Source organism: Sphingobium agri (genome assembly GCF_023051225.1).
Lineage (GTDB): Bacteria > Pseudomonadota > Alphaproteobacteria > Sphingomonadales > Sphingomonadaceae > Sphingobium > Sphingobium agri.
The window spans coordinates 279,905-300,531 of record NZ_JALKHS010000006.1; the positions used below are offsets into that span (position 1 = coordinate 279,905).

The 20,627-nt window shown below is 60.6% G+C and carries 17 protein-coding genes; 10 read left to right on the forward strand and 7 right to left on the reverse strand.

The features are described from left to right. Window positions 1–378: 378 nt before the first annotated feature. From MU848_RS04550 to MU848_RS04590, 9 genes are all read left to right on the forward strand, one after another. On the forward strand, window positions 379–2,829 hold the full coding sequence (locus MU848_RS04550; RefSeq protein ID WP_247230495.1) for a TonB-dependent receptor: 2,451 nt from the start codon (window positions 379–381) through the stop codon (window positions 2,827–2,829). Between the two features lie 185 nt (window positions 2,830–3,014). Further along, complete coding sequence (locus MU848_RS04555; protein ID WP_247230497.1) at window positions 3,015–4,274, forward strand: MFS transporter; 1,260 nt, start codon at window positions 3,015–3,017, stop codon at window positions 4,272–4,274. A gap of 142 nt (window positions 4,275–4,416) precedes the next feature. Next, on the forward strand, window positions 4,417–5,580 hold the full coding sequence (locus MU848_RS04560) for an NAD(P)/FAD-dependent oxidoreductase (RefSeq protein WP_247230499.1): 1,164 nt from the start codon (window positions 4,417–4,419) through the stop codon (window positions 5,578–5,580). A 14-nt stretch (window positions 5,581–5,594) separates the two neighbouring features. After that, the gene (locus MU848_RS04565) at window positions 5,595–6,374 is read left to right on the forward strand and encodes an SDR family NAD(P)-dependent oxidoreductase (RefSeq protein WP_247230500.1); all 780 of its coding nucleotides are present in this window, start codon (window positions 5,595–5,597) and stop codon (window positions 6,372–6,374) included. Beyond that, window positions 6,371–7,183: a LamB/YcsF family protein gene (locus MU848_RS04570; RefSeq protein WP_247230502.1), complete on the forward strand. Its 813-nt coding sequence runs from the start codon at window positions 6,371–6,373 to the stop codon at window positions 7,181–7,183. The genes MU848_RS04565 and MU848_RS04570 overlap by 4 nt, the downstream gene beginning before the upstream one ends. Continuing rightward, the gene (locus MU848_RS04575) at window positions 7,180–7,860 is read left to right on the forward strand and encodes a 5-oxoprolinase subunit B family protein (protein WP_247230504.1); all 681 of its coding nucleotides are present in this window, start codon (window positions 7,180–7,182) and stop codon (window positions 7,858–7,860) included. Before MU848_RS04570 ends, MU848_RS04575 begins: the two co-directional genes overlap by 4 nt. Then, window positions 7,857–8,909 (forward strand): 5-oxoprolinase subunit C family protein, encoded by a 1,053-nt coding sequence (locus MU848_RS04580; RefSeq protein WP_247230506.1) that lies wholly within the window; start codon window positions 7,857–7,859, stop codon window positions 8,907–8,909. Before MU848_RS04575 ends, MU848_RS04580 begins: the two co-directional genes overlap by 4 nt. A gap of 184 nt (window positions 8,910–9,093) precedes the next feature. Further along, window positions 9,094–10,113, forward strand: coding sequence for a hypothetical protein (locus MU848_RS04585; RefSeq protein ID WP_247230508.1), 1,020 nt, complete (start codon window positions 9,094–9,096; stop codon window positions 10,111–10,113). Between the two features lie 394 nt (window positions 10,114–10,507). After that, window positions 10,508–11,215, forward strand: coding sequence for a GntR family transcriptional regulator (locus MU848_RS04590; protein ID WP_247230510.1), 708 nt, complete (start codon window positions 10,508–10,510; stop codon window positions 11,213–11,215). A 779-nt stretch (window positions 11,216–11,994) separates the two neighbouring features. Here the strand turns inward: MU848_RS04590 and MU848_RS04600 are convergent. From MU848_RS04600 to alr, 5 genes are all read right to left on the reverse strand, one after another. Continuing rightward, window positions 11,995–12,147 (reverse strand): hypothetical protein, encoded by a 153-nt coding sequence (locus tag MU848_RS04600; protein ID WP_247230512.1) that lies wholly within the window; start codon window positions 12,145–12,147, stop codon window positions 11,995–11,997. Between the two features lie 18 nt (window positions 12,148–12,165). Further along, window positions 12,166–15,084: a glycosyl hydrolase gene (locus tag MU848_RS04605; protein ID WP_247230514.1), complete on the reverse strand. Its 2,919-nt coding sequence runs from the start codon at window positions 15,082–15,084 to the stop codon at window positions 12,166–12,168. A 278-nt stretch (window positions 15,085–15,362) separates the two neighbouring features. Next, entirely contained in the window at window positions 15,363–16,616 is a 1,254-nt protein-coding gene (locus MU848_RS04610; RefSeq protein WP_247230515.1) for a sulfotransferase family protein, read from the reverse strand. A gap of 86 nt (window positions 16,617–16,702) precedes the next feature. Further along, on the reverse strand, window positions 16,703–17,956 hold the full coding sequence (locus MU848_RS04615; protein WP_247230517.1) for a D-amino acid dehydrogenase: 1,254 nt from the start codon (window positions 17,954–17,956) through the stop codon (window positions 16,703–16,705). Continuing rightward, window positions 17,953–19,083 (reverse strand): alanine racemase, encoded by a 1,131-nt coding sequence (gene alr, locus MU848_RS04620; RefSeq protein WP_247230519.1) that lies wholly within the window; start codon window positions 19,081–19,083, stop codon window positions 17,953–17,955. Before alr ends, MU848_RS04615 begins: the two co-directional genes overlap by 4 nt. A gap of 118 nt (window positions 19,084–19,201) precedes the next feature. Here alr and MU848_RS04625 point away from each other — a divergent pair, with 118 nt between their 5' ends. Then, window positions 19,202–19,678 carry an Lrp/AsnC family transcriptional regulator gene (locus MU848_RS04625; protein WP_097092202.1) on the forward strand — a complete coding sequence of 159 codons (477 nt, stop codon included), beginning with the start codon at window positions 19,202–19,204 and terminating at the stop codon, window positions 19,676–19,678. A gap of 19 nt (window positions 19,679–19,697) precedes the next feature. Here the strand turns inward: MU848_RS04625 and MU848_RS18975 are convergent, their stop codons facing one another. Both MU848_RS18975 and MU848_RS18980 read right to left on the reverse strand, forming a co-directional pair. Continuing rightward, window positions 19,698–20,234, reverse strand: coding sequence for a phytanoyl-CoA dioxygenase family protein (locus tag MU848_RS18975; protein WP_315862456.1), 537 nt, complete (start codon window positions 20,232–20,234; stop codon window positions 19,698–19,700). After that, a complete protein-coding gene (locus tag MU848_RS18980) occupies window positions 20,203–20,589 on the reverse strand; it encodes a phytanoyl-CoA dioxygenase family protein (RefSeq protein ID WP_281494299.1) in 387 nt (128 codons plus the stop codon). The genes MU848_RS18975 and MU848_RS18980 overlap by 32 nt, the downstream gene beginning before the upstream one ends. Between the last annotated feature and the right edge of the window lie 38 nt (window positions 20,590–20,627).

The following is a 20,627-nucleotide window of genomic DNA, read 5'->3' on the forward strand; positions in this document are numbered from 1 at the left end:
GACTTGCTCCTTGCAAGTTTTCGGCAGTCTCGGACCTGATTGGAAGAGTGTTGAAATCGTCGGCGCGGGATAGATGACTCCGCGAGATCTGATCCTGGCCGGTCCTACGCGCGGACACGGGTATCACGCATAGTGATCAATAGAAGAATTTGAACAAGTCAGGCACGCCCTGCATGTCCGTTGATAATGTCAGGTATATCACCACCTGAAATAGAAAACCGAAGATTGCAGTGAAATGCCAGCAGCATGCTGGATAAAAAGTCTACACAATCAGGGGAGGTATAAATGCGCTATAAGGATAGCCATATATTTGCTTGCGGTACGGCTTTGTTGTCCGGCATTTTGGCCGTTGTCATTCCGACGGAGGCTTTAGCCCAGTTGGCCACGTCTGATGATCAAGGTCAGATTACAATTCCCGAGATCATCGTCACTGCTAACCGGCGTGAAGAGCGTGGCCAGGACGTGCCGATCGCCATCACCGCCATGTCCCCCGCGCGACTGGAACAGCAGGGGATCAACAAGGAGCAGGACCTGCAAGCCAGCGTCCCGTCCTTGGTCGTCGGGCAGAATGGTCAGGGATCACGCGAATCCAACTCCATCACGCTCCGCGGTCAGGGTGCGACGTTTCAGGCTTCTCCCGGTGTTGTCGTCTATCTGAACGAAGTACCGCTGCCATCCGGAATCTCGCTTAGCCAGCAGGGAGGGCCGGGCAATTTCGTGGATCTCGAAAATCTGCAGGTGTTGGCGGGGCCGCAAGGCACGCTATTTGGACGGAATACGACGGGCGGCGCGGTTCTGCTGGTGCCCAAGAAACCCACGGATAGATTTGGCGGCTGGGTGAAGGGGGAAATCGGCAATTACAATCGAACCAATGCCGAAGGCGCGCTCAATCTACCGGTGAACGAGAAGTTGGCCGTGCGCGTGGTCGGGGCCTATCATGACCGCGACGGTTACACGCGCGATGTGGTATGGAACAAGGATCGCGACAATGAGCACTGGTATTCCGGTCGCATTGGCATCGTGTTCAGACCTACCGAAACCATCACAAATTACACCATGGTCTATGGATCCTATTCCAGGAATAACGGTGCGGGCCTGATCCACCAGGGCTATAATGTGGATGGACTGGCCGGCATTTCCATGTGCGCCAATTTGCCGGTTGGTTTCGTGGGAGGATATTCCTGCGATGTCTATCGCGCTGCGTCCGAACAGGCAAAGGCGCTTGGCCCGCGCAAAACGGCATTTTCGGTCGATGTGTTCAGCAAGATCGAAACCTGGGGAGTGAGCAACACGACAGACATCGAGCTGTCAGACCAGATTACCTTGCGCAATATCGCCAGTTACCAGAAAATGAAGCTCGACTATCGCTATGATAATGATGCTACCGTTCTTCAGCAGCATGATGTCAATCCCGGCAGACTGCCCGGCCCCGGGGCCGTCAACCTGCCAGGAACGGGCATTCCCATCACATATTTGAACGAGACCGAGCCGACATCCCTGATACCCGACAATCTGCGGGCATGGACCGAAGAACTTCAGTTGCAGGGCAAGATGCTGGACGGCGATCTGAACTGGACTGTGGGTGCCTTCTATTATGATCAGAAGCCCGACGGGGCTCAGGGGTCACGATCGATCTCCTATTGCCCGGCAGTGTCGACGGGATCAGAATCCTGCACGGCTTCGCACGCGCGATATGGTGTCAGCACAGTATCGAAGGCGCTATACGGGCAGGCTACGCTGGATCTGGCGGCGCTTTCGCCATCGCTCAACGGCCTGCGGCTGACAGGCGGCTATCGCCATACCTGGGATCATATCGAAGGTTTTTCGACGCAGTTCAATGACGACGGCTCGCAGCCGGGATTTGTCGTTTGCTCCAAGGATAGCGCGCTGATCGTTCCGGAAGCCACGGCGCTGGACGCGTGCAAGTTTGGCGGATCTCAACGGACCAACTCGCCGTCATGGCTGATCGGCCTGGACTACAGAATATCGTCGAACATCCTGGTCTACGGAAAGGTCAGCCATGGCTACAAAGCCGGAGGCTTCAACACCTATGCGGTATATTTCGGCCAGGGCACCGACCCTGACACACGTACCTTCCTGCCGGAAAAAGTGACGGCCTACGAGATCGGTATGAAGTCCGATTTTCGGCTGGGATCGGTGCCGCTGCGTTTCAATATCGCGGCCTATTCCACGGATTACAAGGATATCCAGCGCACGGCCGGGGACTATAATCCGACGACGGGGGCGGCTGGCGCGCGCACTTTGAACGCTGACGCCCGCATCAAAGGAATCGAGATCGAAGCGTCGATGCGTCCTTTCCCCGGCGTCGAACTGGGCGGTAATTTCAGCTATACCGATGCCAAGTACAAGAAATATCAATATATATCCGCCTCGGGCACGATCGCCTGTAACGGCGCGGTCGCTCCAGGTGGTGTAGCCGATGCATCCTGTATCGACCTGCAATATGTGGCACCCTATATCTGGAGCGCTCATGTTGCCGCCGAACAAGCTTTGGGCAACGACTTGGGGACCTTGTCGTTCTTCGCGAACTATTCGCATACGTCGAAGCAATATACCAATGCCGTCGATATTCCCGGTCGCGAGCCTGGCTCCATGCTGGAACCGTTCGGCTTACTCTCAGTATCGATCGACTGGCGCAATGTGGCGGGATCGGGATTTGATCTGGGGCTATTCGGCACCAATCTGGCGAACAAGCTGCACCGCGTTTCCAGCACCAACAGCAATGGAAGCTTCCTCTTTTCATCCACCCTATATGGCGAGCCGCGCATGTATGGCCTTCGCCTGAAGTACAGCTTCGGCGGCGAATAAGCGGGCAAGCAACGAAGACTGCCGTCTGCCATCGGGAAGGCCACGACCCACAACAGCTCTCAGCCTGAACGAAGGACGCGGTTTGGATGAGAGCGGGTCGGGGCAGGAGATGTTTCGAAAGGACAGAGCGGCCATGCCAGGGAGTTGAACTGGCGTGGCCGCCAAGCGCAGCAGGAGACTGGTGAATGAACGGGACGACAGGCGAAATCATCGCTGCGACACCTGCCGCGAGCAGCCCTGACGGAAGAGCCTGGATGATGGTGTTCCGCGCCTTCCTCGCTCAGAATGTTGCGGTCGGGAGCGCCTTTGGCGGATTTGGCGTTTCGGTGCTGTCGTTGCAGGAATTGCATGGAGCGAGCCGCGGCGAAACAGCGTTGGCATTGTCCTTGTCGGTACTCGGGATGGGCTTGGTAAGCCCGTTCGTCGCCGCCCTGATTGCGCGACTTGGACTGCGCTGGACTATGACGATCGGCGCGCTGATTTCGGGCTGCGGCTATGGTCTGCTGGCTATAGCGCCCAACATGCAGGTGGTGCTGCTGCTCTATGCCGTGCCGATTGGCGCCGGCCTGTCGATGTTTGGCCCGTTCCCCGCCAGCGTGCTTGCCAGCAACTGGTTCAGGCATAATCCGGGTCTGGCGCTCGGCATAGCGAACATGCCATTGTTCGTTGCGTTGATGCCAATGGCAGGCCTGATCATCATACGCGACCAGGGGCTTCCTGCCTTTTATCTCACTCTGGCGGCTCTCCATTTGGCTCTGTTGCCCTTGATGATCGGAGTCTCGGATGCAGCGACGCATGGCGTCGAACACACCGAGGGTTCTCCACGCAGCGATAGCGGGGTGATGAGATCCATCCGGTCGGTACTGAGCAGCCCGTCCTTCTGGGTGATGAGCTTGTTCGCGGGCTATTTGAACGCCGTTGGGATAACAGGCGTGTCGCACCTCGCGGCCTTTGCCGCCGAACGCGGCGTGGGCGCTGAGGAGGCTGCGGGCCTGTTGTCGATCCTGGGCGGCGCCGCCATCATCGGTTCTATCGCGGTCGGCATCCTTTCCAACCGGCTGGGAGCGCCCGCAACACTTGCCCTTATCGGTGCAGGCATGGCGATCAGCTGGTTCGTTCTGCTGTCGACCCTGTCCTTTCCCATCATGGCGTTGGCCGCGCTGACGTTGGGCGCTGGCGGCGCAGGTATATTTCCGGCGGTGAGCATGTTGTCGGGGCGTCTGTTCGGTCAGCAATCGCTTCCCCGCATCATTGGGCTGTATAGTCCTGTCACTTTGCCGCTGACCTTCTTCCTGCCGCCACTTGCGGGCGTGTTGCGGGATGAAATGAGGAGCTATACTCCGGTTGCGGTCATAATAATCGGGGGATGCGCCATAGTGACTATGGTTTTCCTGGCCATGGCGAGACGGCTCGCTGATCGTCCCGCGCAGTCGGCCGAAGCATGAAGGTTTAAGAGGCATCTGCCGCTTGCATGCGGCTTGCCGCTGGTGCAATGCGTAGACTTTATCCAATATCGGGATGTCGGACCGCCATGAAGACGATATGGGAACCGCGGCATTGCATCATGCGGCCGCGGAGAAGCCGGTAATGCCGCAGCAGGTTGTCATCATCGGCGGCGGCATAATAGGATGTTCGGTCGCCTGGTTTCTTCGCCATGAGGGGTTTACGGGCGAGGTCGTCGTCATCGAACGTGATCCCAGCTATCAACAATCTTCCACGACCCTCTCGGCCGCGTCCATCCGTGTCCAGTTCGGCAGCCCCGTCAATGTGGCGTTGAGCCGGTTCGGCGCCGACTTCCTGCGGAATCTGTCCCGCATCCTGGGGCGCGAGGCCGATGTCGGCTATGTGGAGCGCGGCTATCTGATCCTGTCGCCGCCGCCGGCGGTTGCTGAAGCGGACCGGCTGCTTGATATCCAACGCGCGCAAGGATGCATGGTAGAGCGCTTCGAACCAGCTGCGCTCGCTGCGCGGTTCCCATGGCTCGCGGTCGAGGACGTGGGTGTCGGGACATTCGGGCTGCGTGAGGAGGGGTGGTTCGACGCATGGTCGTTGCTCGCGGCTATGCGCGCAGCAGCAATCGATAAAGATGTCCGTTTCTGCCGGGCGGAGGCCGACGGACTGCGCGTAGCGGGTGGCCGGATCGTGAATGTCCGTCTGGCCGATGGCACAGAACTCGAACCTGACTGGGTGGTGTGCGCCGCTGGCGCCCATTCGGGACGGCTGATGGCATCTCTGGGCGTTGATCTGCCTGTAGTGCCCAAGAAGCGGTGCATCTATCATTTCAAGGCTCCGCTCGACAACACAGACGTTCCCATGGTCTTCGACACTTCCGGTGCCTGGCTTCGGCCTGAAGGGGCGGGTTTCATCTGCGGCATCTCTCCCGATTCATCCTGTGATCCCGATGCCTATGGTGACTTCGAACCCGACATGTCGCTGTTTGAAGAGCGGGTCTGGCCAGCACTGGCCGCACGCATCCCGTCGCTGGAGCAACTGAGGCTGCTGCATGCCTGGGCTGGCCATTATGACATGAACATGTTCGATCATAATGCCGTGCTGGGTGCTCATCCGGAGATCGAAAACCTGATGTTCGCATGCGGTTTTTCCGGGCATGGCGTGATGCACGCACCCGGCGCGGGCCGAGCGGTGGCCGAGATGATCGTGCATGGCGGCCACCGCACGATCGACATATCGCCGCTCGCGTTCGACAGGGTCGCGCAAGGGCGTCCCTACATCGAATCTACCATCTATTAAGAGGACGACGTACAATGCAGAGCAAGAGGATCGCCGTTGTAACCGGAGCGGCGCGCGGCATAGGTTTCGCTTGCGCGCGCCGGTTCGCGGCGGACGGCGCGCAGGTGGTGCTGGGCGATGTCGACGGCGATCATCTTGACCGGGCGGTCGACATGCTGGCCGCGGAGGGGTTCGAGGTTCGGGGCTGTCGTACCGATGTCAGCGCCCGCGCCGATGTCGAGCGGCTGGTTGGGACTGCACTGGATGCGTTCGGCGGGATCGACATCATGCTGAATAATGCGGGCATCGCCATCAGCAAGGACATCTTGTCGATCACCGACGAGGAATATGATCAGGTCCTGGGTGTCAATCTCAAAGGCGCGTTCCTGGGCCTCCAGATCGCCGGGAAGCAGATGGTCGAACAGGGGCGCGGCGGGGTCATCATCAACATGTCTTCCATCAACGCGCGATTGGCGAACCCCTCCATCGCCACCTACGCCATTTCGAAGGGGGGCATGAATCAGTTGACGGCTACCGGCGCCGTGGCGCTCGCCCGGCACGGGATCCGCGTGGTTGGCGTCGGCCCTGGCACGATTGCCACCGAAATGCTGAAAGAAGGCATTTTGACGAATGACGATCAACGTCGCATGATCCTGTCGCGCACGCCCAGAGGGCGATTGGGTGATCCGTCTGAAGTGGCGTCAGTCGCCGCCTTTCTGGCGAGTGACGATGCGTCCTACATGACCGGGCAGACCATCTATCCGGACGGGGGACGGATGGTGCTCAACTATGTGGTCCCGGTGGAAGAAGCATGACCGAACGATCAGAAGAAAGCTCTCCCTCCGCAGCAGGATCGCTGCCCTCGATCGACCTGAACGCCGATATGGGCGAAGGGTTCGGCCCATGGGTGATGGGCGACGACGAAGCCATGTTCGCGCTGGTCAGCAGCGCAAACGTCGCCTGTGGAGGACATGCCAGCGACCCCGACACCATGTTCCGCACGCTAAGCCTCGCACGCCAGCACAAGGTGGTTACCGGCGCGCATCCGAGCTATCCTGACAAAGAAGGCTTTGGCCGCCGTCGGATGCCGCACCGCCCGGACGAGATCGAGCGGTTCGTGGCCGCGCAGGTCGGCGCACTGATGGCGATCGGCGCGCTTGTCGGGCAACCCGTTGCCTATGTGAAGCCGCATGGCGCACTGGGTAACGTGGCCACGGTCGAGAAGCCGGTAGCGGCTGCGATTGTGGCGGCTGTCCGTGCCGTCGATCCGGATCTTGCGATGCTTGCCATATCGGGGACCATGCTGGAGCAGGTCGCCCGCGACAGCGGCATGCAGGTGTTCAGCGAGATCTTCGCCGACCGGGGATATACAGCGGCGGGAAATCTCGTCCCTCGCAGCGAGCCGGGGGCCTTGATCCACGACGGGGCGTTTGCGGCGCGCCGCATCGTCGCCTTCCTCGAAAGCGGTATGATGCCGACGGTTTCGCACGAGCCCGTAGCACTGGAGGCGCATTCGATCTGCGTCCATGGCGACAGCCCGGATGCGGTCGCCATGGCACGAACCGTGCGGGATGAGCTTACCGAGCGGGGCTTCGCCATAGCCCCCTTCCTGCCTTATAGATGAGCCCGTATGTCATCCGTCCCGTGGGCGAGGACGCGCTGCTGATCGAACTTGGGAGCGTGGTGTGCGAGGAAACCCATGGTGCCGTGCTGGACCTGGACAGCGCGCTGCACGCCGCTGGCATTGCCGCCATTTGTGAGACGGCGCCCGCATACACGTCGGTCTTGGTTCGCTACGATCCCAATTTGACAAGTTTCGAGGAGCTGCGGCTTCTTTGCGAGCCATTGATGTCTCAGCCCCGCACGGCGGATCGTGCCGGAAGATGCCATGTCGTTCCCGTCTGCTTCGATAACTCCTATGCGCCCGATCTTGATGAGATAGCGAGCCGCGTCGGACTGACTCCGGAAGTGGTAACAAGGCAATTTCTTGAGGCACGCTATCGCGTGTACATGTACGGGTTCGCGCCGGGCTATGCTTATATGGGCGGCGTGCCGCCTGCGCTGCACCAACCTCGCAAGCCCGCAGCCGTGCGCGGATATCCTGTCGGCAGCGTGCTAATCGCGGGGCCGCAATGTCTCATCTCGACTTTGCCGATGCCCACCGGCTGGTGGGTGATCGGGCGCACGCCCTTGACGATACTCGATCGCGATTCCGAAGAGCCTCCCGTCTTCCAGCCGGGCGATACGGTGCAGTTCCAGCGGATCGATTCAGAGCAGTTCGCGCGGTTGGCAACGAAGTGACCCGGCTAGCTACCTTCGTCGTCGAACAGGCTGGCCCTCTGACAACCACGCAGGATAGCGGGCGTCCCGGCCTGCTGCGTTTCGGCATACCTCGATCCGGCCCGGTAGACCGTTTGAGTTATGAGGCAGCGGTACATTGCTTTGGTGCGCCGGTCGTAAATGGGGCGGTCGAACTGTCATTCGGCGGCATCATGCTGCGATGCACGCAGGGTGAAGCCTCATTCGCGGTCTGCGGCGGGGGGTTCACCGTCGAACTGGATGGAGTGCAACTGGGCAGTTGGGTGGCCGCGCGCATCTGTGCTGGAATGACGTTGCGGGTACGCCCCGGCGCGGGCAACTGGAGCTATCTTTCCTTCGCCGGAAGCATTGTGGCTCCCGAATGGCTCGGCAGCATTTCCAGGCATGCCCAGGCAGAGTTGGGCGGCCAGCGTCTCGCCGCAGGGGACGTGCTGACGATCGCAAGTTGCCGACAGTTGGAGGGTAGCGTGGGGGATGCTCGCGCGGTGCCGCGTCCAGCGGGCGTGGATGACCCGATCTCACGGGCACGAGTCGTCCTTGGACCTCAGCAGCGCTTTTTTGACTCAGCGGCGGTGGAAACGCTGCTTAGCACCTCCTTTCGTCCATCCGCATCCTTCGATCGGATGGGGCTTGTGCTTGATGGTCCCGCGATCCCGCCCATCGCGACCGATATGCCCAGCGAACCGCTATTAAGGGGCGCTTTGCAGGTGAACGGAGAGGGGCGCACGACCTTGCTCCAAGCCGATCACCAGACAGCCGGTGGCTATCCCAAAATCGCAATGATGTTAGGGGCTGACGCCGATCGCGTCGCGCAACTCCCGATTGGCAGGGCCTTCCAGATCGTGGCTTTGGATGTCGTGGCGGCCCGACACGCATATCTGGCCGAGCGACGTGCGCGCGAGCAATATTATGGATTGCTCCTGCAACCGCTGGATCTCAGCGCCCGGCTGGCGAATGCCAATCTCATAGACGGTGCTGTCAGTGCTTTGGATACGCCTGGCGAGGGGGACGCTCTTATCTGCCGATCGTAAAAAGGGGGACGGCAAGAAGGGCGCCGACATCTCTGAACGCGCCGCCCGTTATCATCACTCGACCCCTTTCAGGCGGCACCAACGAATCCTTGAACGACGCTCGGTATCCGGTATTATTGGATAATAAATAAAATCGGAGAGATGCAGCATGCCTTCAGACCTCGTCAGGCCGATAGCGCCACCGATGCTTATCGACGATATCTACAGCGAAGATCAGTACCGGCGGCTTGTGGAAGTAGCGCGGAGCAAAGGACCGTGGGAGCTGACACTGCGCCAGTTCTACTCTTCGCCAGAGGGAATTGCCGACACCACCTTAGGAAAGGACCTGAAGGACGCAGCGCCGGCGTGGGAAGATTTCTTGTTACCCTATTTCACCGGTTATCTCGCCAAGGGCGGTGTTTGCCTGTATCCGGAAATCGAAGACACTTTCCTGAACAGGAAATTTTTGGACTTCGGCAGACGCTATTGGAACGCGGAATATGCCAGGCCAGAGAATATGATCTTTAACATCAATGGTCCGACCAACAACTTTGACGGAGGGCATCTCGACGGAGCGGAGTTTCGAGGATTAAACTTGAAAAATACGCCAAATTGGCTCCTAAACTCTATGATCAGGTCGGATCTGTTCAAAAAATGGCAGATGAAGAAGGCTCAGGTGATTGCCTGGTTTTATCGTGGTTCAGTCGGTGGGGGCTTTACCTATTGGCCGAAGGGTCCGCATGCCACACCTGAGCGTATTGCCGCTCCGGTCTGGAACCGCGGGATCGTGGCTGAAGTTGAAAGAATGTATCATCGTGGCGAAGCGAACGGGCCGTTGGAGCAAAGGCAGACCAAAGGGCTAACGATCGACTCCCGATTTGGTTCGGACCCCGATACCGTCGATGGATGGCAGATCACTACCGATGGTGAGGTGATCCAAAAGATTTCGGCACGCGAAATGCGGATGCTGGTGCACTGGCGTGCTGACATTTTTACGGATTTGACCGAGCTCAAACAGGTTGTGGATCATACCGATGACCTGACGCATGACCAAGTCATCGATACGTTCATCAAGGATATTCGGAACCGCGGCCGCGCGTTTGAAACGCCTTCCGATCCGCTTCATGATCGAGATTTCATGCATTTGCTGACCGAAGTCTATGATCCGGGTCTTCCAAGCATCTATCCGGCTGAGGCGCCCGGCCCTCAGCAGAAGGCTGCATAAATATCCAGAAGTGATCCGGCACGGGTACTCCGTTTCCGGCAATGCGTGCATTCCTGTGCCCGATGCGCTGCCTCAATCGGGGTGTCACACATGCCGCTTTTGCCTGGATCGGCTTTGTAGAGAGCGGACTATCAGCGCGATTGCGACGGCCGAAGCTTGTGCGGGACGCGTTGTCGCTCCGCCGCAGGATGTAGGCAAAAAACCCATCTATCCGGGGCGATCCGGCCAGCTGGCGTTGGTGCGGTGGCGCACATCTCCCTTGTTATGGATTTCAAATATGTTCAAGTCGGGGAACCGTGGTTGTTCACGGTTGAAGAAAAATGGGATACTAACAGTCGCGATGCCAGCACCACGTAAATCTGGAAGCGTTTCCCGCAGCACGATAGCGGATGGGGTGACCAATCAACTGCGAGCGCTGATCCTGTCCGGCGAAATTGCCGACGGTATGCCGCTTCGCCAAGACGCGCTTGCTGAGGAAATGGGCACGAGCCGGATACCTGTCCGTGAGGCACTGTCACGCTTGGAGGGCGAAGGGTTGGTCGCAAGCTATCCTCACCGCGGCTATGTTGTTACCGGCCTGTCACGTGATGATATCCAGGAATTATTCGATTTGCGGGCACTCCTGGAGCCTGAATTGCTGCGCTATTCCATCCCCCGCCTGACTCCCGAAGATATTGCGGCCGCCGAGACGGTCATAGAGGAATATGATGCCGCCATCGCTTCGGGCGACGTGGTGAGTTGGGGGGAATTCAACCGGCGCTTTCACATGACGCTCTATAACCCGTCCGGGCGCCTCAAAACTCTGAGGATCGTGCGTGAATTGCTCGTCAATTCCGATCGTTATACGCGGCTTGTGCTGACGGTCGGTGACAGCGTGCAGCGTGCACAAGACGATCATGGCGCGCTGCTGGATCTCTGTCGGCAGGGACTGGTTAATCAGGCGGTTGATTTCACCCGCTATCATATCGGGCGCACAGGTGATGATCTGATTTCGCTTCTCGATCAAAACGGATTGGCTGGTACGATAGGGTCTGCTGAAGGCGTGAATGGGACAACAACGAAAGCGACTAAGCGACCTCGCTACACTGGGGCGGCCGGATAGGATTTTATAATTCACCTCTCTCTGAGCGGCCCATGGACTTCGCCGGGTGACTTCCGGTCTGACATTGTACAAGCTGATACTTCAGAAGATGGCCAAGGAAAACTTCTGGGGCCCCCGAAGCGGCGGCGCTGTATTGATCACGCGCGAGGCAAGCTTCAGGTGTCCAATGACAATCTGCCGGGTGCTGGGTCAGGATCGATCAGCGTAGCGCAAAGTGCCATGCGGGGCGCTGGCAATCAGGCGGTAACGGAGAAGCAACATGATCGCTACGGCTATCGTTGGCTGGCCGTCTTGTTGTCCAATGCAGGATGGGGAGCCATAAGCGGGCGGACAAGGCGGCGAGGGGCTCTAGTCCCGCAACCCAGCAAAGCGCTGGCGTCTGTGGTTCAACGACGGGTCATGCATTCGCCTGCGTCCTGAGTACCCGGTGCATGCCCGGCCTGCCATTTCGCCAAGACTCGTACGCTTGGTGGTTGCAAGTTCCGCATTCTGAACACCGTCGGAGCTGTTGGTTTACCCGCAGCCGCCGGCACATATATGGTCGGCGGCTAAAGGTCGGGAGCCGACGCCGTGGGAACGGCAGCTTTCCAATGTCTTCACTCATGACGGGACATTCCCCTCAGCAGAGGACATTGAGCGCCTGCCAATAGGCTCCACCTTGGACCAGGCTTGCACAATCAGGGGGGGCAGGTGCTTCCTTGTTTTATGGTGAATTGTGACTTAAACACGCACCTATTCGAGTATCTTAAGCGCCATTACCCCCTCCGCCAGCATCCGCATCAGGTAAAAAACGGCGAAATCTGCTCGAGCTTCAGTTCTTGGGGGAAGTGCGTTTGTCCCGGCAGCAGCCAGCGATGGTCGAGCCCGCCGGTGCGACGTGCGGTATTCCCGAGGATTTGTTCCCCCATGACGCAGCCTTGGCGTATCACCATGACTGCTCCCGGGTCTTCTCAATTCAACTTCAACGGCACGTCGCGGTAGGGGTGGAGGATCACGGGGCCGATCAGCCCTGTCTGCTTCAGCATCTTGGCGCCTTCTTTCGTGGCTTTTTCCACCGCATTGCGTAACGGCGTGGCTACGCGGACTTCGATGCGGTTCGTGCCCGCGTGCAGGAAGGGGCCGATGTCGATCCGAGACGTGTCCTGATAGCTGCTCGGCGGGACGTCTGCGCTATTGACGGTCAGGCGGAATGTGTCGACGACCATCCCGAGGTCGAGCCAGGCTCCGTCGGGCTCGCTCCAGGATGGGGCCAGTTGGATGCCGGTGGCGTAGAAGCCGCGGCCCGCCTTGTCCGGATGTCCGAGCGCGCCCCAGCCCGGCAGGGTGTGATCGGCGCCCGCCTTCACCGCAATTTCCGGCAAGCGCTGGCGCCGGCTGTGATCGAGGCCGGGCAGCCCCGTATCGTCCGCAGTCCAGCTTTCGATGCCGAGTGTCCAGCGATCGAGCGGGATGTGCGCGGCGAGCGTTTCGATATGAGTGCGGATGATCTTGCCGTTTGACAGCTTGGTCTGGAAGTCGCCTGCCCGGCCAGTGCGCAGGATGAGGCCTGCGCCATCGCGGCGGATCATGTCAGCATCGGTAGCAATGGCATGAACGCCGGTGCCGACTTCCACCCCAGCCGGTCGGCCGATCGCGATCAGCTGGATGTCGTTCGCGGCCAAGGTGATAGGGATGCGCACTGCGCCGCCCGCCTGCTCGTACAGCGCCAAGGGCAGGATTTCGCCTGTCCAGCTGTTCAGTTCGAACGGGACGCCGGATCCCGTGAAGCTGAGCGTCCGGGCCGCCGTCTGGGTGCTTTGGTTGAACAGCAGATAATAGTCGGTGTCGACGGTGCGCCTACGCACGGTCAGGATATCGGATGAGCCAGCGCCATCCGCGCGGGCCGCCGCTGGTATGATGCCCATCGTCGCCAGTGCCGCGGCCGCCTGCGCTTCATCGGCAACGAAGCGAACGCGCGTACTTGGCCGCTGCGACATCGTCTTCAGTTCCGTAACGATGCGGGCAAGCTCCGCATCGCCGCCGCGCTCGCCTGCCAGTCCGGGTGTACGCTTGGGCACCTGCCCCAGGATGACGAGCGGTACGCCCCTGCGCGCCAGATCGCGAATGCGGCGCAGGCTTTCGACGGGCATCACCGTCCGATCGTTCAGCAGGATCGCCTTGAAGCCCATGCGGTCGGGCATCCAGACGGCCTCTCGCACGTCGCGGGCGGACTTGGCCGTCAGATAAGCCGGGCTGACATATTGATGGGTAAAGCCTGCGGCGGCCAGCGGAGACGTGGTGGATGGCATCTTCGACAGGCCGGGATAACCGGTGAAGGCCGTCACATTGGGCGCGATCCCTTTCACGCCGAAGTCATGCCAGAAGACCGCGACGTCATATCTCGGGCGGCCTTGACGCATGACAAGTTGCAGCCGCGCGAGATGATCGTTGATCAGCCGATAGTCCGGCCATTGCGGCATCCTGGGTCCGAAGGCTTCGGAAAATTGCGTGTTGCCATCGAAGCTGTTGCCGGGCCAGCGGGAGCGCACGCCGCTGCCGCTTGGCGTCGTGATGTAGGGAAAGCCGTGCCAGACCAACTGGTTCACGCCGCCTGCATATGCCTTGTACACCCAGTTCAGGTTCGCATCATTGCCTGCCTGCCCAAATGGCGCGCCCGTCCCCTGCGCGATGGTGAAGGACTTGCCGCCCGCTGTGGTCGCCCAGCTGCCACCCTGGATTGGACAGCATTCGGTTGACAAGGGCGCTTCCATCAGCCTGAGTTGAGCGCCGGTGCCGATGACCTTGAACAGTTCGGGATTGTTGAGGAAATTGCGATTCTCGCCTTCGGGAATGTCCGGCAGAGCGGCAAGGTCGGCGATCTCCATAGGCCCGCCCTCCACCTGAAGGCGCGTGGTCATGCCTAGGCCGTGCGCCCAGCGCGCATAGGGCTTCATATGATTGTCGCCATAAAGGTCGGAAAAGGTCTGGCGATAATCCTCACGTACCCGTTCCCCGGCATCGGCATAGTCGAAGAAGCCCTTGCGCGCGCCCACGCCGCCGCCGACCAGAAGGGGAAGATAGGGTGTGAGCGAATAGCCCCTGCGCCGCTTGAACTCGGGCAGGAAGGTCGATGTCCATTTGAGACCTTCCGACGGTTCGAAGCTGTCTTCGAAGAGCGAGCTTTTGTTGGTGCGGATAAGGGAACGCAGGCGGGGCGTCAGGATAGAGCGGTCGTAGAAATCGGTGACCGCGCGAGCGCCTGCGGGGCCGATATGATCGATCACATAATTGGGTGTACTCGCGCTCAGATTCTCGAGCTTCTGTCCATCGGCGATCTGGCAGAAGGCAATCACCCACCATGGATTGGGGCCGGAAGGGGCTGTCCATGTGAGACTACCGTCCTTTGCAACCTTTGCCGTCAGGTCCTTTACCGACTGCCAGTCGATCATCCGGGTGCCGCCGGTTTCAGGACAGGCGTCGGTCGCGCAGCGCGCTGCGAGGACGGCCACAAGGGTAGGGCGCGCGTCAGGAGCGGTGCGGGATCTTGCAGGTAGCGGAAGCGCGGCAGTCCAACTCTGTCCGGGCGCGATCCGTGCGTAGCCAGCGACAAGCTGCTGCTGTGCCGCTGGATTGTCGAGGCTGGACACGCTTGGAACGCTGGTGGGCCAGTGCGGGCCCACCATCATATCGACGCGAAGCCCCTTGCTGCCCGCATGATCGAATATCGTCTCCAGGGCTTGGGACCAGCGGCTGCTGCCAAAGCCATTGTCGCGCAGAAACGCCGGATCGCTGCCGATGGCGCCGGGAACGGGCATGGCGGCGATTTCGACTCCGCCTGCCCCCGCATCCACCATCTGGTCGATTTCACGGCGAAGCTCTTCCTCGTCCACCGCCGCCAGGGGAAGCCACCAGCGGTATAGCGGACGGACAGACGCGGGCGGATCGCGGAACAGGTGCAGGTTGAGGGTGGGCGCTCCGCCTGCATACTGGGCAGCGGCGGGAATGGCCCAGCTGACACCCAGAATGAGGCACAGTTTAAACGTCAGCAGATTTTTTGCGCATGGGTTCCGCCTCTCTCCGGAAGGCAGGCATAACGCATGTGAAACAGAACATAAACGTTCGATTAGTGGGTATGGCTGATCTGATCGCTATGGAGCCGCCGACCGGCCTAACCTTCTTCTGTCATGGCTTGGTGGATGTCCATGCGGCTGAGACCGAACTGGCCGAGATCATAATTGTGGCGACGAAGCTCTTTGTGACGCTTCCCTTTTATGAAGCGGCTCATGCCTTGCTCTATGCTTGGCCGAAGAGGCATGTCGAGAAACTTGTAGATCCGTGCAATCTGCTCGCGCCAATCCTGGTTCACGGCATCATAATGTACGTCCACGCTCGGCACGGCTGACCGGCGAAGGGCTGCGTTGAGGCGGCGTTCCCGCAGGGCGGTCTTGCGGAGCCATTCCTGGCCAATCCATCGAGCGTCAGCATCATCCGATTGCAGACTCATCTGGTTGTGCACCAGGGACGCGGATGAGGCGATGAGGGGCTGGGGGTCGCGATGCAAGCGGATGACGCGCGCTCCGGCGAATGTGGCCAGCACTGCGTCCATATCCTGCGCGAATTGCGGCAGTTTGAGCAGCCACGGCCGGGAAGGCGCGCGCCGCCGGAACCAGGCGATGGTCTGCAGAAGCCGCTTGAACTCCGCATAGGCAGCCGCCGGATCGGCATCTTCGACGGCGGCGGTGAAGCTTGGGACGCGCCATTGCGCTTCAAAGGCAGAGCCGAACATGGAGATGTTCTGAAGGCCCATCTCCTCCTCCGCATGATGGACGCCGGTCGGATGGATATGGCGGAAGGCGGGATTGAAGAAGTGGGCGCAGGAGAGCGCCACTGCCGCGCGGATCACGCGATCGGCATGCGCCAACCCCCAAAAGCGGGGAAGCGGATTCCAGCTTTCGTAAAATCGTGTGAAGGTGAGCCGGGGGTCGCAGGCGAGGAGGCGCTGGATGCGCGTGCTGCCGGATCTCATCTGGCCGACAATCAGGATCGGCGGCTGCAATTTGATTTCGCCGATTTCCGGATGGCGCGCCCATAAGGCTTGCATCCGTGCCCTGTTAAGCAACGCGGCGGTGATCTGGCCATGCGCGATCACGCGGCCCAGATTGTTGAGCGATGCCTCTCTCTCCAAAGCCGACGCCAAGATGTTCAGCCGGTCGCGCCAGCAGCCATCGTGCAGATTTCCCGTCTTGCTTGCTTTGCGGGCTGCCGCGATCAGTTCGTCAGGATCGAGCGTGGGGCGATCGAGCCATCCTTTCGACCAGGCTGTTTCCAGCAATCTATTAGCGGTTCTCCGCCTCTGCGCCGGTCCGGCACTCTCCAGAGCGGGGAGGTTAGGCGCCGCAGTATGTTGGGGGATGGTGGCCATCGCAGTCGAACGACCGACATGGCAAATGGTGCCGTGGCGGCTGACGGACCGCCCGCCGGATCAATGTCCGCTAACGGCAGTCCTGTTTAACGATAGCGCGCAATCGATAGATCGCCCGTTTCAATCGCCGGTTTTCGGTTGGAGACGATGTCGGTGATCACATGGCCCGAGCCGCAGGCCATGGTCCAGCCAAGCGTGCCATGACCTGTGTTGAGGTAGAGGTTCGGGATGTGCGTAGAGCCGATGACAGGCGTGCTGTCTGGCGTCATGGGGCGCAGGCCGGACCAGAAGCTCGCCTTGCCAAGGTCTCCGGCCGCGGGGAACAACGAGCCTACCGAATATTCCAGCGTGTCGCGCCGTTTGCCGGGCAAGTTGGTCGAGAAGCCCGAGAGTTCCGCCATGCCCCCGACGCGGATGCGATCGCCCAGGCGGGTGATCGCAACCTTGAAGCTTTCATCAAGCAGCGTGGACACAGGGGCGCGCTCTGCCGCGGTGATGGGAACGGTGATCGAATAGCCCTTTACCGGGTAGACGGGCAGCTTGATCCCCAGCGGCGCCACCAGCAGGGGCGAATAGCTGCCGAGGGCAACGATGAAGGCGTCTGCGTCGACCGGCCCCTTGTCCGTCTCGACATGATCGATGCTGCCCTTGCCCTGGACGAGGCGCTTGATCTTGTGATCGTGGAGGAAGGTGACACCGGCGGCCTTCGCCATATCGGCGAGCGCGTTGGTGAATTTGAAGCAATCCCCGGTCTCGTCATTGGGCAGGCGCAGGCCGCCGACGATCGGCGACTGGCTGTTGGCGAGGCCCGGCTCGGCGGCAATACAACCGGCCTTGTCGAGTATCTCGAACGGCACGCCGTCAGCCTGCAGCACGGCGACATCCTTGCCGATGCCGTCGAGCTGCTTCTGCTCGCGGAACAGCTGGAGCGTGCCCTGGCTACGCTCGTCATAGGTGATGCCGGTTTCTTGGCGCAGGGCGATAAGCTGATCGCGGCTGAACTCGGCCAGGCGAACCATGCGGCTCTTGTTCACCGCATAGGCCTTTTCCGTGCAATTGCCGAGCATGGCCACGATCCAGCGCAACATGGCAGCGTCGAAGCTGGGGCGGAGGATGAGCGGCGCATGCTGCATGAACAGCCAGCGCATCGCCTTCATCGGAATGCCTGGCGCTGCCCAGGGCGAGGCATAACCCGGGGAAATCTCACCCGCGTTGGCGAAGCTGGTTTCCAGGGCCGGGCCGGACTGGCGGTCGATCACGACCACCTCATGCCCAGCCTTTGCCAGATACCAGGCCGACGTCACGCCGATGACCCCGCTGCCGAGAATCGCGACCTTCATGCTGTCATACTCCGCTTTTGCTCTGCAGGCTCGGCAAGGCGGTACTCACGACGATACCGGTGGCCGAGCTGGGTGAGGATTTCGTAGGAAATGGTGCCCGCATCAGCCGCGACATCGTCGATCGACTGATGCGGGCCGAGCAGTTCGACAGGCGCGCCGGGATAGAGCAGCATGTCGGGGACATGCGTCACGTCGAGGGTCATGCTGTCCATCGACACCCGGCCAACGATCGGCACCCGGATGCCGCCGATGAAAGCGGAGCCGCGATTGCTGAGGTGCCGCGGCCATCCGTCCGCGTAGCCGACCGGGATCGTCGCGATGTGAGAGGTCTCCTCCGCCAGGTGGCTGAGGCCATATCCAACGCCCGTGCCAGGACCGACCGTGCGGAGCTGCGCAATCCGCGCCTCAAGCGAGACGACGGGATGCATGGGGTTGGCGCTGTCCTGCGGCGCGCCGCCATAAAGGGCGATCCCGGCGCGCACGACCTCATAATGCGGGTGGTTGAGGAAACTGCCGCCGCTGTTATCGAGAGAGCGCGAGACGCCAGGGAAATGGCGCGTAAAATCGTTGAAGGCAGCAACCTGCTTGTCATTGAACGCGGACGAAGGATCATCGGCGCAGGCGAGGTGGCTTAGGATAAGCACCAGTTCGATGCCCTCCAAAAGCGACCGGTCGGCAAGGAGTGCCCGGACCTCGTCCGGCGACAGGCCGAGCCGGGCCATGCCGCTGTCCACCTGAAGCGCGGCGGGCAGGGTGCGGCCCGAAGCCTGCGCCAGCTGGGACCAGCGCCTGATCTGATCGAGCGAATTGAGGACCGGGATGGCGCCCGCATCCCGGCAGTGCCGCTCTGCCCCCGGTTGAAGGCCGTTCAGGACAAAGAGCTGGACGGAGTCGGGCAGTTCCGGCTTGAGCGCGATGGCTTCTTCCAGCTGCGCCACGAAGAAGCGGCGGCAGCCAGCTTCCAGCAGGGCGGCTGCCACGGCGGAGGCGCCGGTGCCATAGGCATCGGCCTTGACCACCCCGGCGACCTCGGCAGGCGCAACCCGGCGGGCGATCAGCCGGTAATTTTCCACCAGCGCGTTCAAATCGATGCTTAACAGCGCGCCTGCGCAATCCACCGGTGTCATGCCGATACCCCTTCATCTGTTTTTCTAACCGGGGCGACGCAGCTTTTTTCACCAAACTGTCGTGATTTGTTCTAAGATGATGCCGATTGAGGAAGGATATTCGAGGTTTTTGGATAGAATGGCCATTGGCTTGGATCAGATTGACCGTGCGATCCTGCGTTTGCTGAGGCTGAACGCGAGGCGGCCGAATTCGGAGATCGCCGAAGAGGTGGGCCTGTCGCCGTCAAGTTGCCACCGCAGGATCAAATTGCTGGAAGATGCAGGTGTGATCCGCGGCTATACCGTGCTGACCAGCCCTTTGCGGGTCGGTGAGACCAGCGTGAACATATTGGTTCAAGTGACCTTGGACAGGCAGACGGAGGATTATCTCGCGCGCTTCGAACATGCTGTGCGGCAATGTCCGGAAATCCGCGAATGTTTCCTGATGACGGGCGGCACCGATTATTGGTTGCGTGTCGAAACGGAAAGTGTGGCCGCTTATGAGATCATTCACAGCGAGGTTTTGTCGCGTATGCCTGGCGTCGCTCGGATCAACTCGAGCGTCGCGATGCGCGACGCCCTCAGCCCGCGTTCCACCGGACCCCGGAGCCGTTGAAAACTGCTTCAGGAGTTGATCAGCTTGGCTCCGCCACGGCGTCCGTTGTCGCCATCTTGGGAATTTCTCGAGGGAAGCGGCCAAGCGCCGCCTCAGGCGGTACGATGTCGCTACGCTCGGGTGCTTTCAGCGGATCGGTGTAGAAACCCAGCGAATAGTTGCCGAAACTGTAGCCGATCAGGTCGGTCAACTCCTGGTCGAAATTCCGCGCGATCTCGGGCGGGCAGGACAGATATTGATTTTCCTCCTGCCGCAACCAGCCCAGAGCATATGTGACGTTGAGGGCCTTGCGGGGCTTGTCGCTCCGATTTTCCCCGCCGCCATGAATGACGCTGCCATTGTAGAGCAGGACGGAGCCAGCTTTCATGACGGCCTGAATGCTTTCGTCCCTGCGCGCCTGGCGGCTGAACGGCCATTTATGGCTGCCCGGCACGATATGAGTCGCGCCATTATCCTCCGTGAAATCTTCCACCGCCCAGATGCCGTTGCACTGAGGCTCAATGCCTTCGGGAATGACGCCGCCGCTATCGTCCGCCCCATACGAACCTGTCGCGATGCAGCGGCTGCACGCCTTGCCCGGGCATGATGGTGATCAATTGCGTGATGTTGAGTTGAATCTTCGAGCAGAAACGCCCAAGCGTCGCATTTGCCGTGCCCAGGATCAGCGGTTCGACCGCGATCTCGCGCACGCTCGCGCATCGGGCGATCAATCCACCCGTGCGCTTGGTCTTACGACCGGACCAATCATCCAGCCCGTCCGGGGTCTGAGCGATCCATGGCGCGACATCCTCCTGAAGAGTCTTCAGCCGGTCAGGCGACAATATGTCCCTTATGATGCACGCGCCGTCACGGTCCATGGCGGCGACGATCTCCTCCACGGTGCAGTCAGGATCCAATATCTGCAGCCCCATAGCTCTTGTCTTCGCTCCGATTGCTAGTGGCGCTCGGC

Bases quoted from the DNA above. Each gene is read 5' to 3' on its own strand.
- alr (WP_247230519.1), bottom strand. From the start codon at position 19,083: ATGACACCGGTGGATTGCGCAGGCGCGCTGTTAAGCATCGATTTGAAC.
- MU848_RS04565 (WP_247230500.1), top strand. From the start codon at position 5,595: ATGCAGAGCAAGAGGATCGCCGTTGTAACCGGAGCGGCGCGCGGCATA.
- MU848_RS04555 (WP_247230497.1), top strand. From the start codon at position 3,015: ATGAACGGGACGACAGGCGAAATCATCGCTGCGACACCTGCCGCGAGC.
- MU848_RS18980 (WP_281494299.1), bottom strand. From the start codon at position 20,589: ATGGGGCTGCAGATATTGGATCCTGACTGCACCGTGGAGGAGATCGTC.
- MU848_RS04625 (WP_097092202.1), top strand. From the start codon at position 19,202: ATGGCCATTGGCTTGGATCAGATTGACCGTGCGATCCTGCGTTTGCTG.
- MU848_RS04610 (WP_247230515.1), bottom strand. From the start codon at position 16,616: ATGGCCACCATCCCCCAACATACTGCGGCGCCTAACCTCCCCGCTCTG.
- MU848_RS04615 (WP_247230517.1), bottom strand. From the start codon at position 17,956: ATGAAGGTCGCGATTCTCGGCAGCGGGGTCATCGGCGTGACGTCGGCC.
- MU848_RS04600 (WP_247230512.1), bottom strand. From the start codon at position 12,147: ATGGTGATACGCCAAGGCTGCGTCATGGGGGAACAAATCCTCGGGAAT.
- MU848_RS04575 (WP_247230504.1), top strand. From the start codon at position 7,180: ATGAGCCCGTATGTCATCCGTCCCGTGGGCGAGGACGCGCTGCTGATC.
- MU848_RS04560 (WP_247230499.1), top strand. From the start codon at position 4,417: ATGCCGCAGCAGGTTGTCATCATCGGCGGCGGCATAATAGGATGTTCG.
- MU848_RS04570 (WP_247230502.1), top strand. From the start codon at position 6,371: ATGACCGAACGATCAGAAGAAAGCTCTCCCTCCGCAGCAGGATCGCTG.
- MU848_RS04585 (WP_247230508.1), top strand. From the start codon at position 9,094: ATGCTTATCGACGATATCTACAGCGAAGATCAGTACCGGCGGCTTGTG.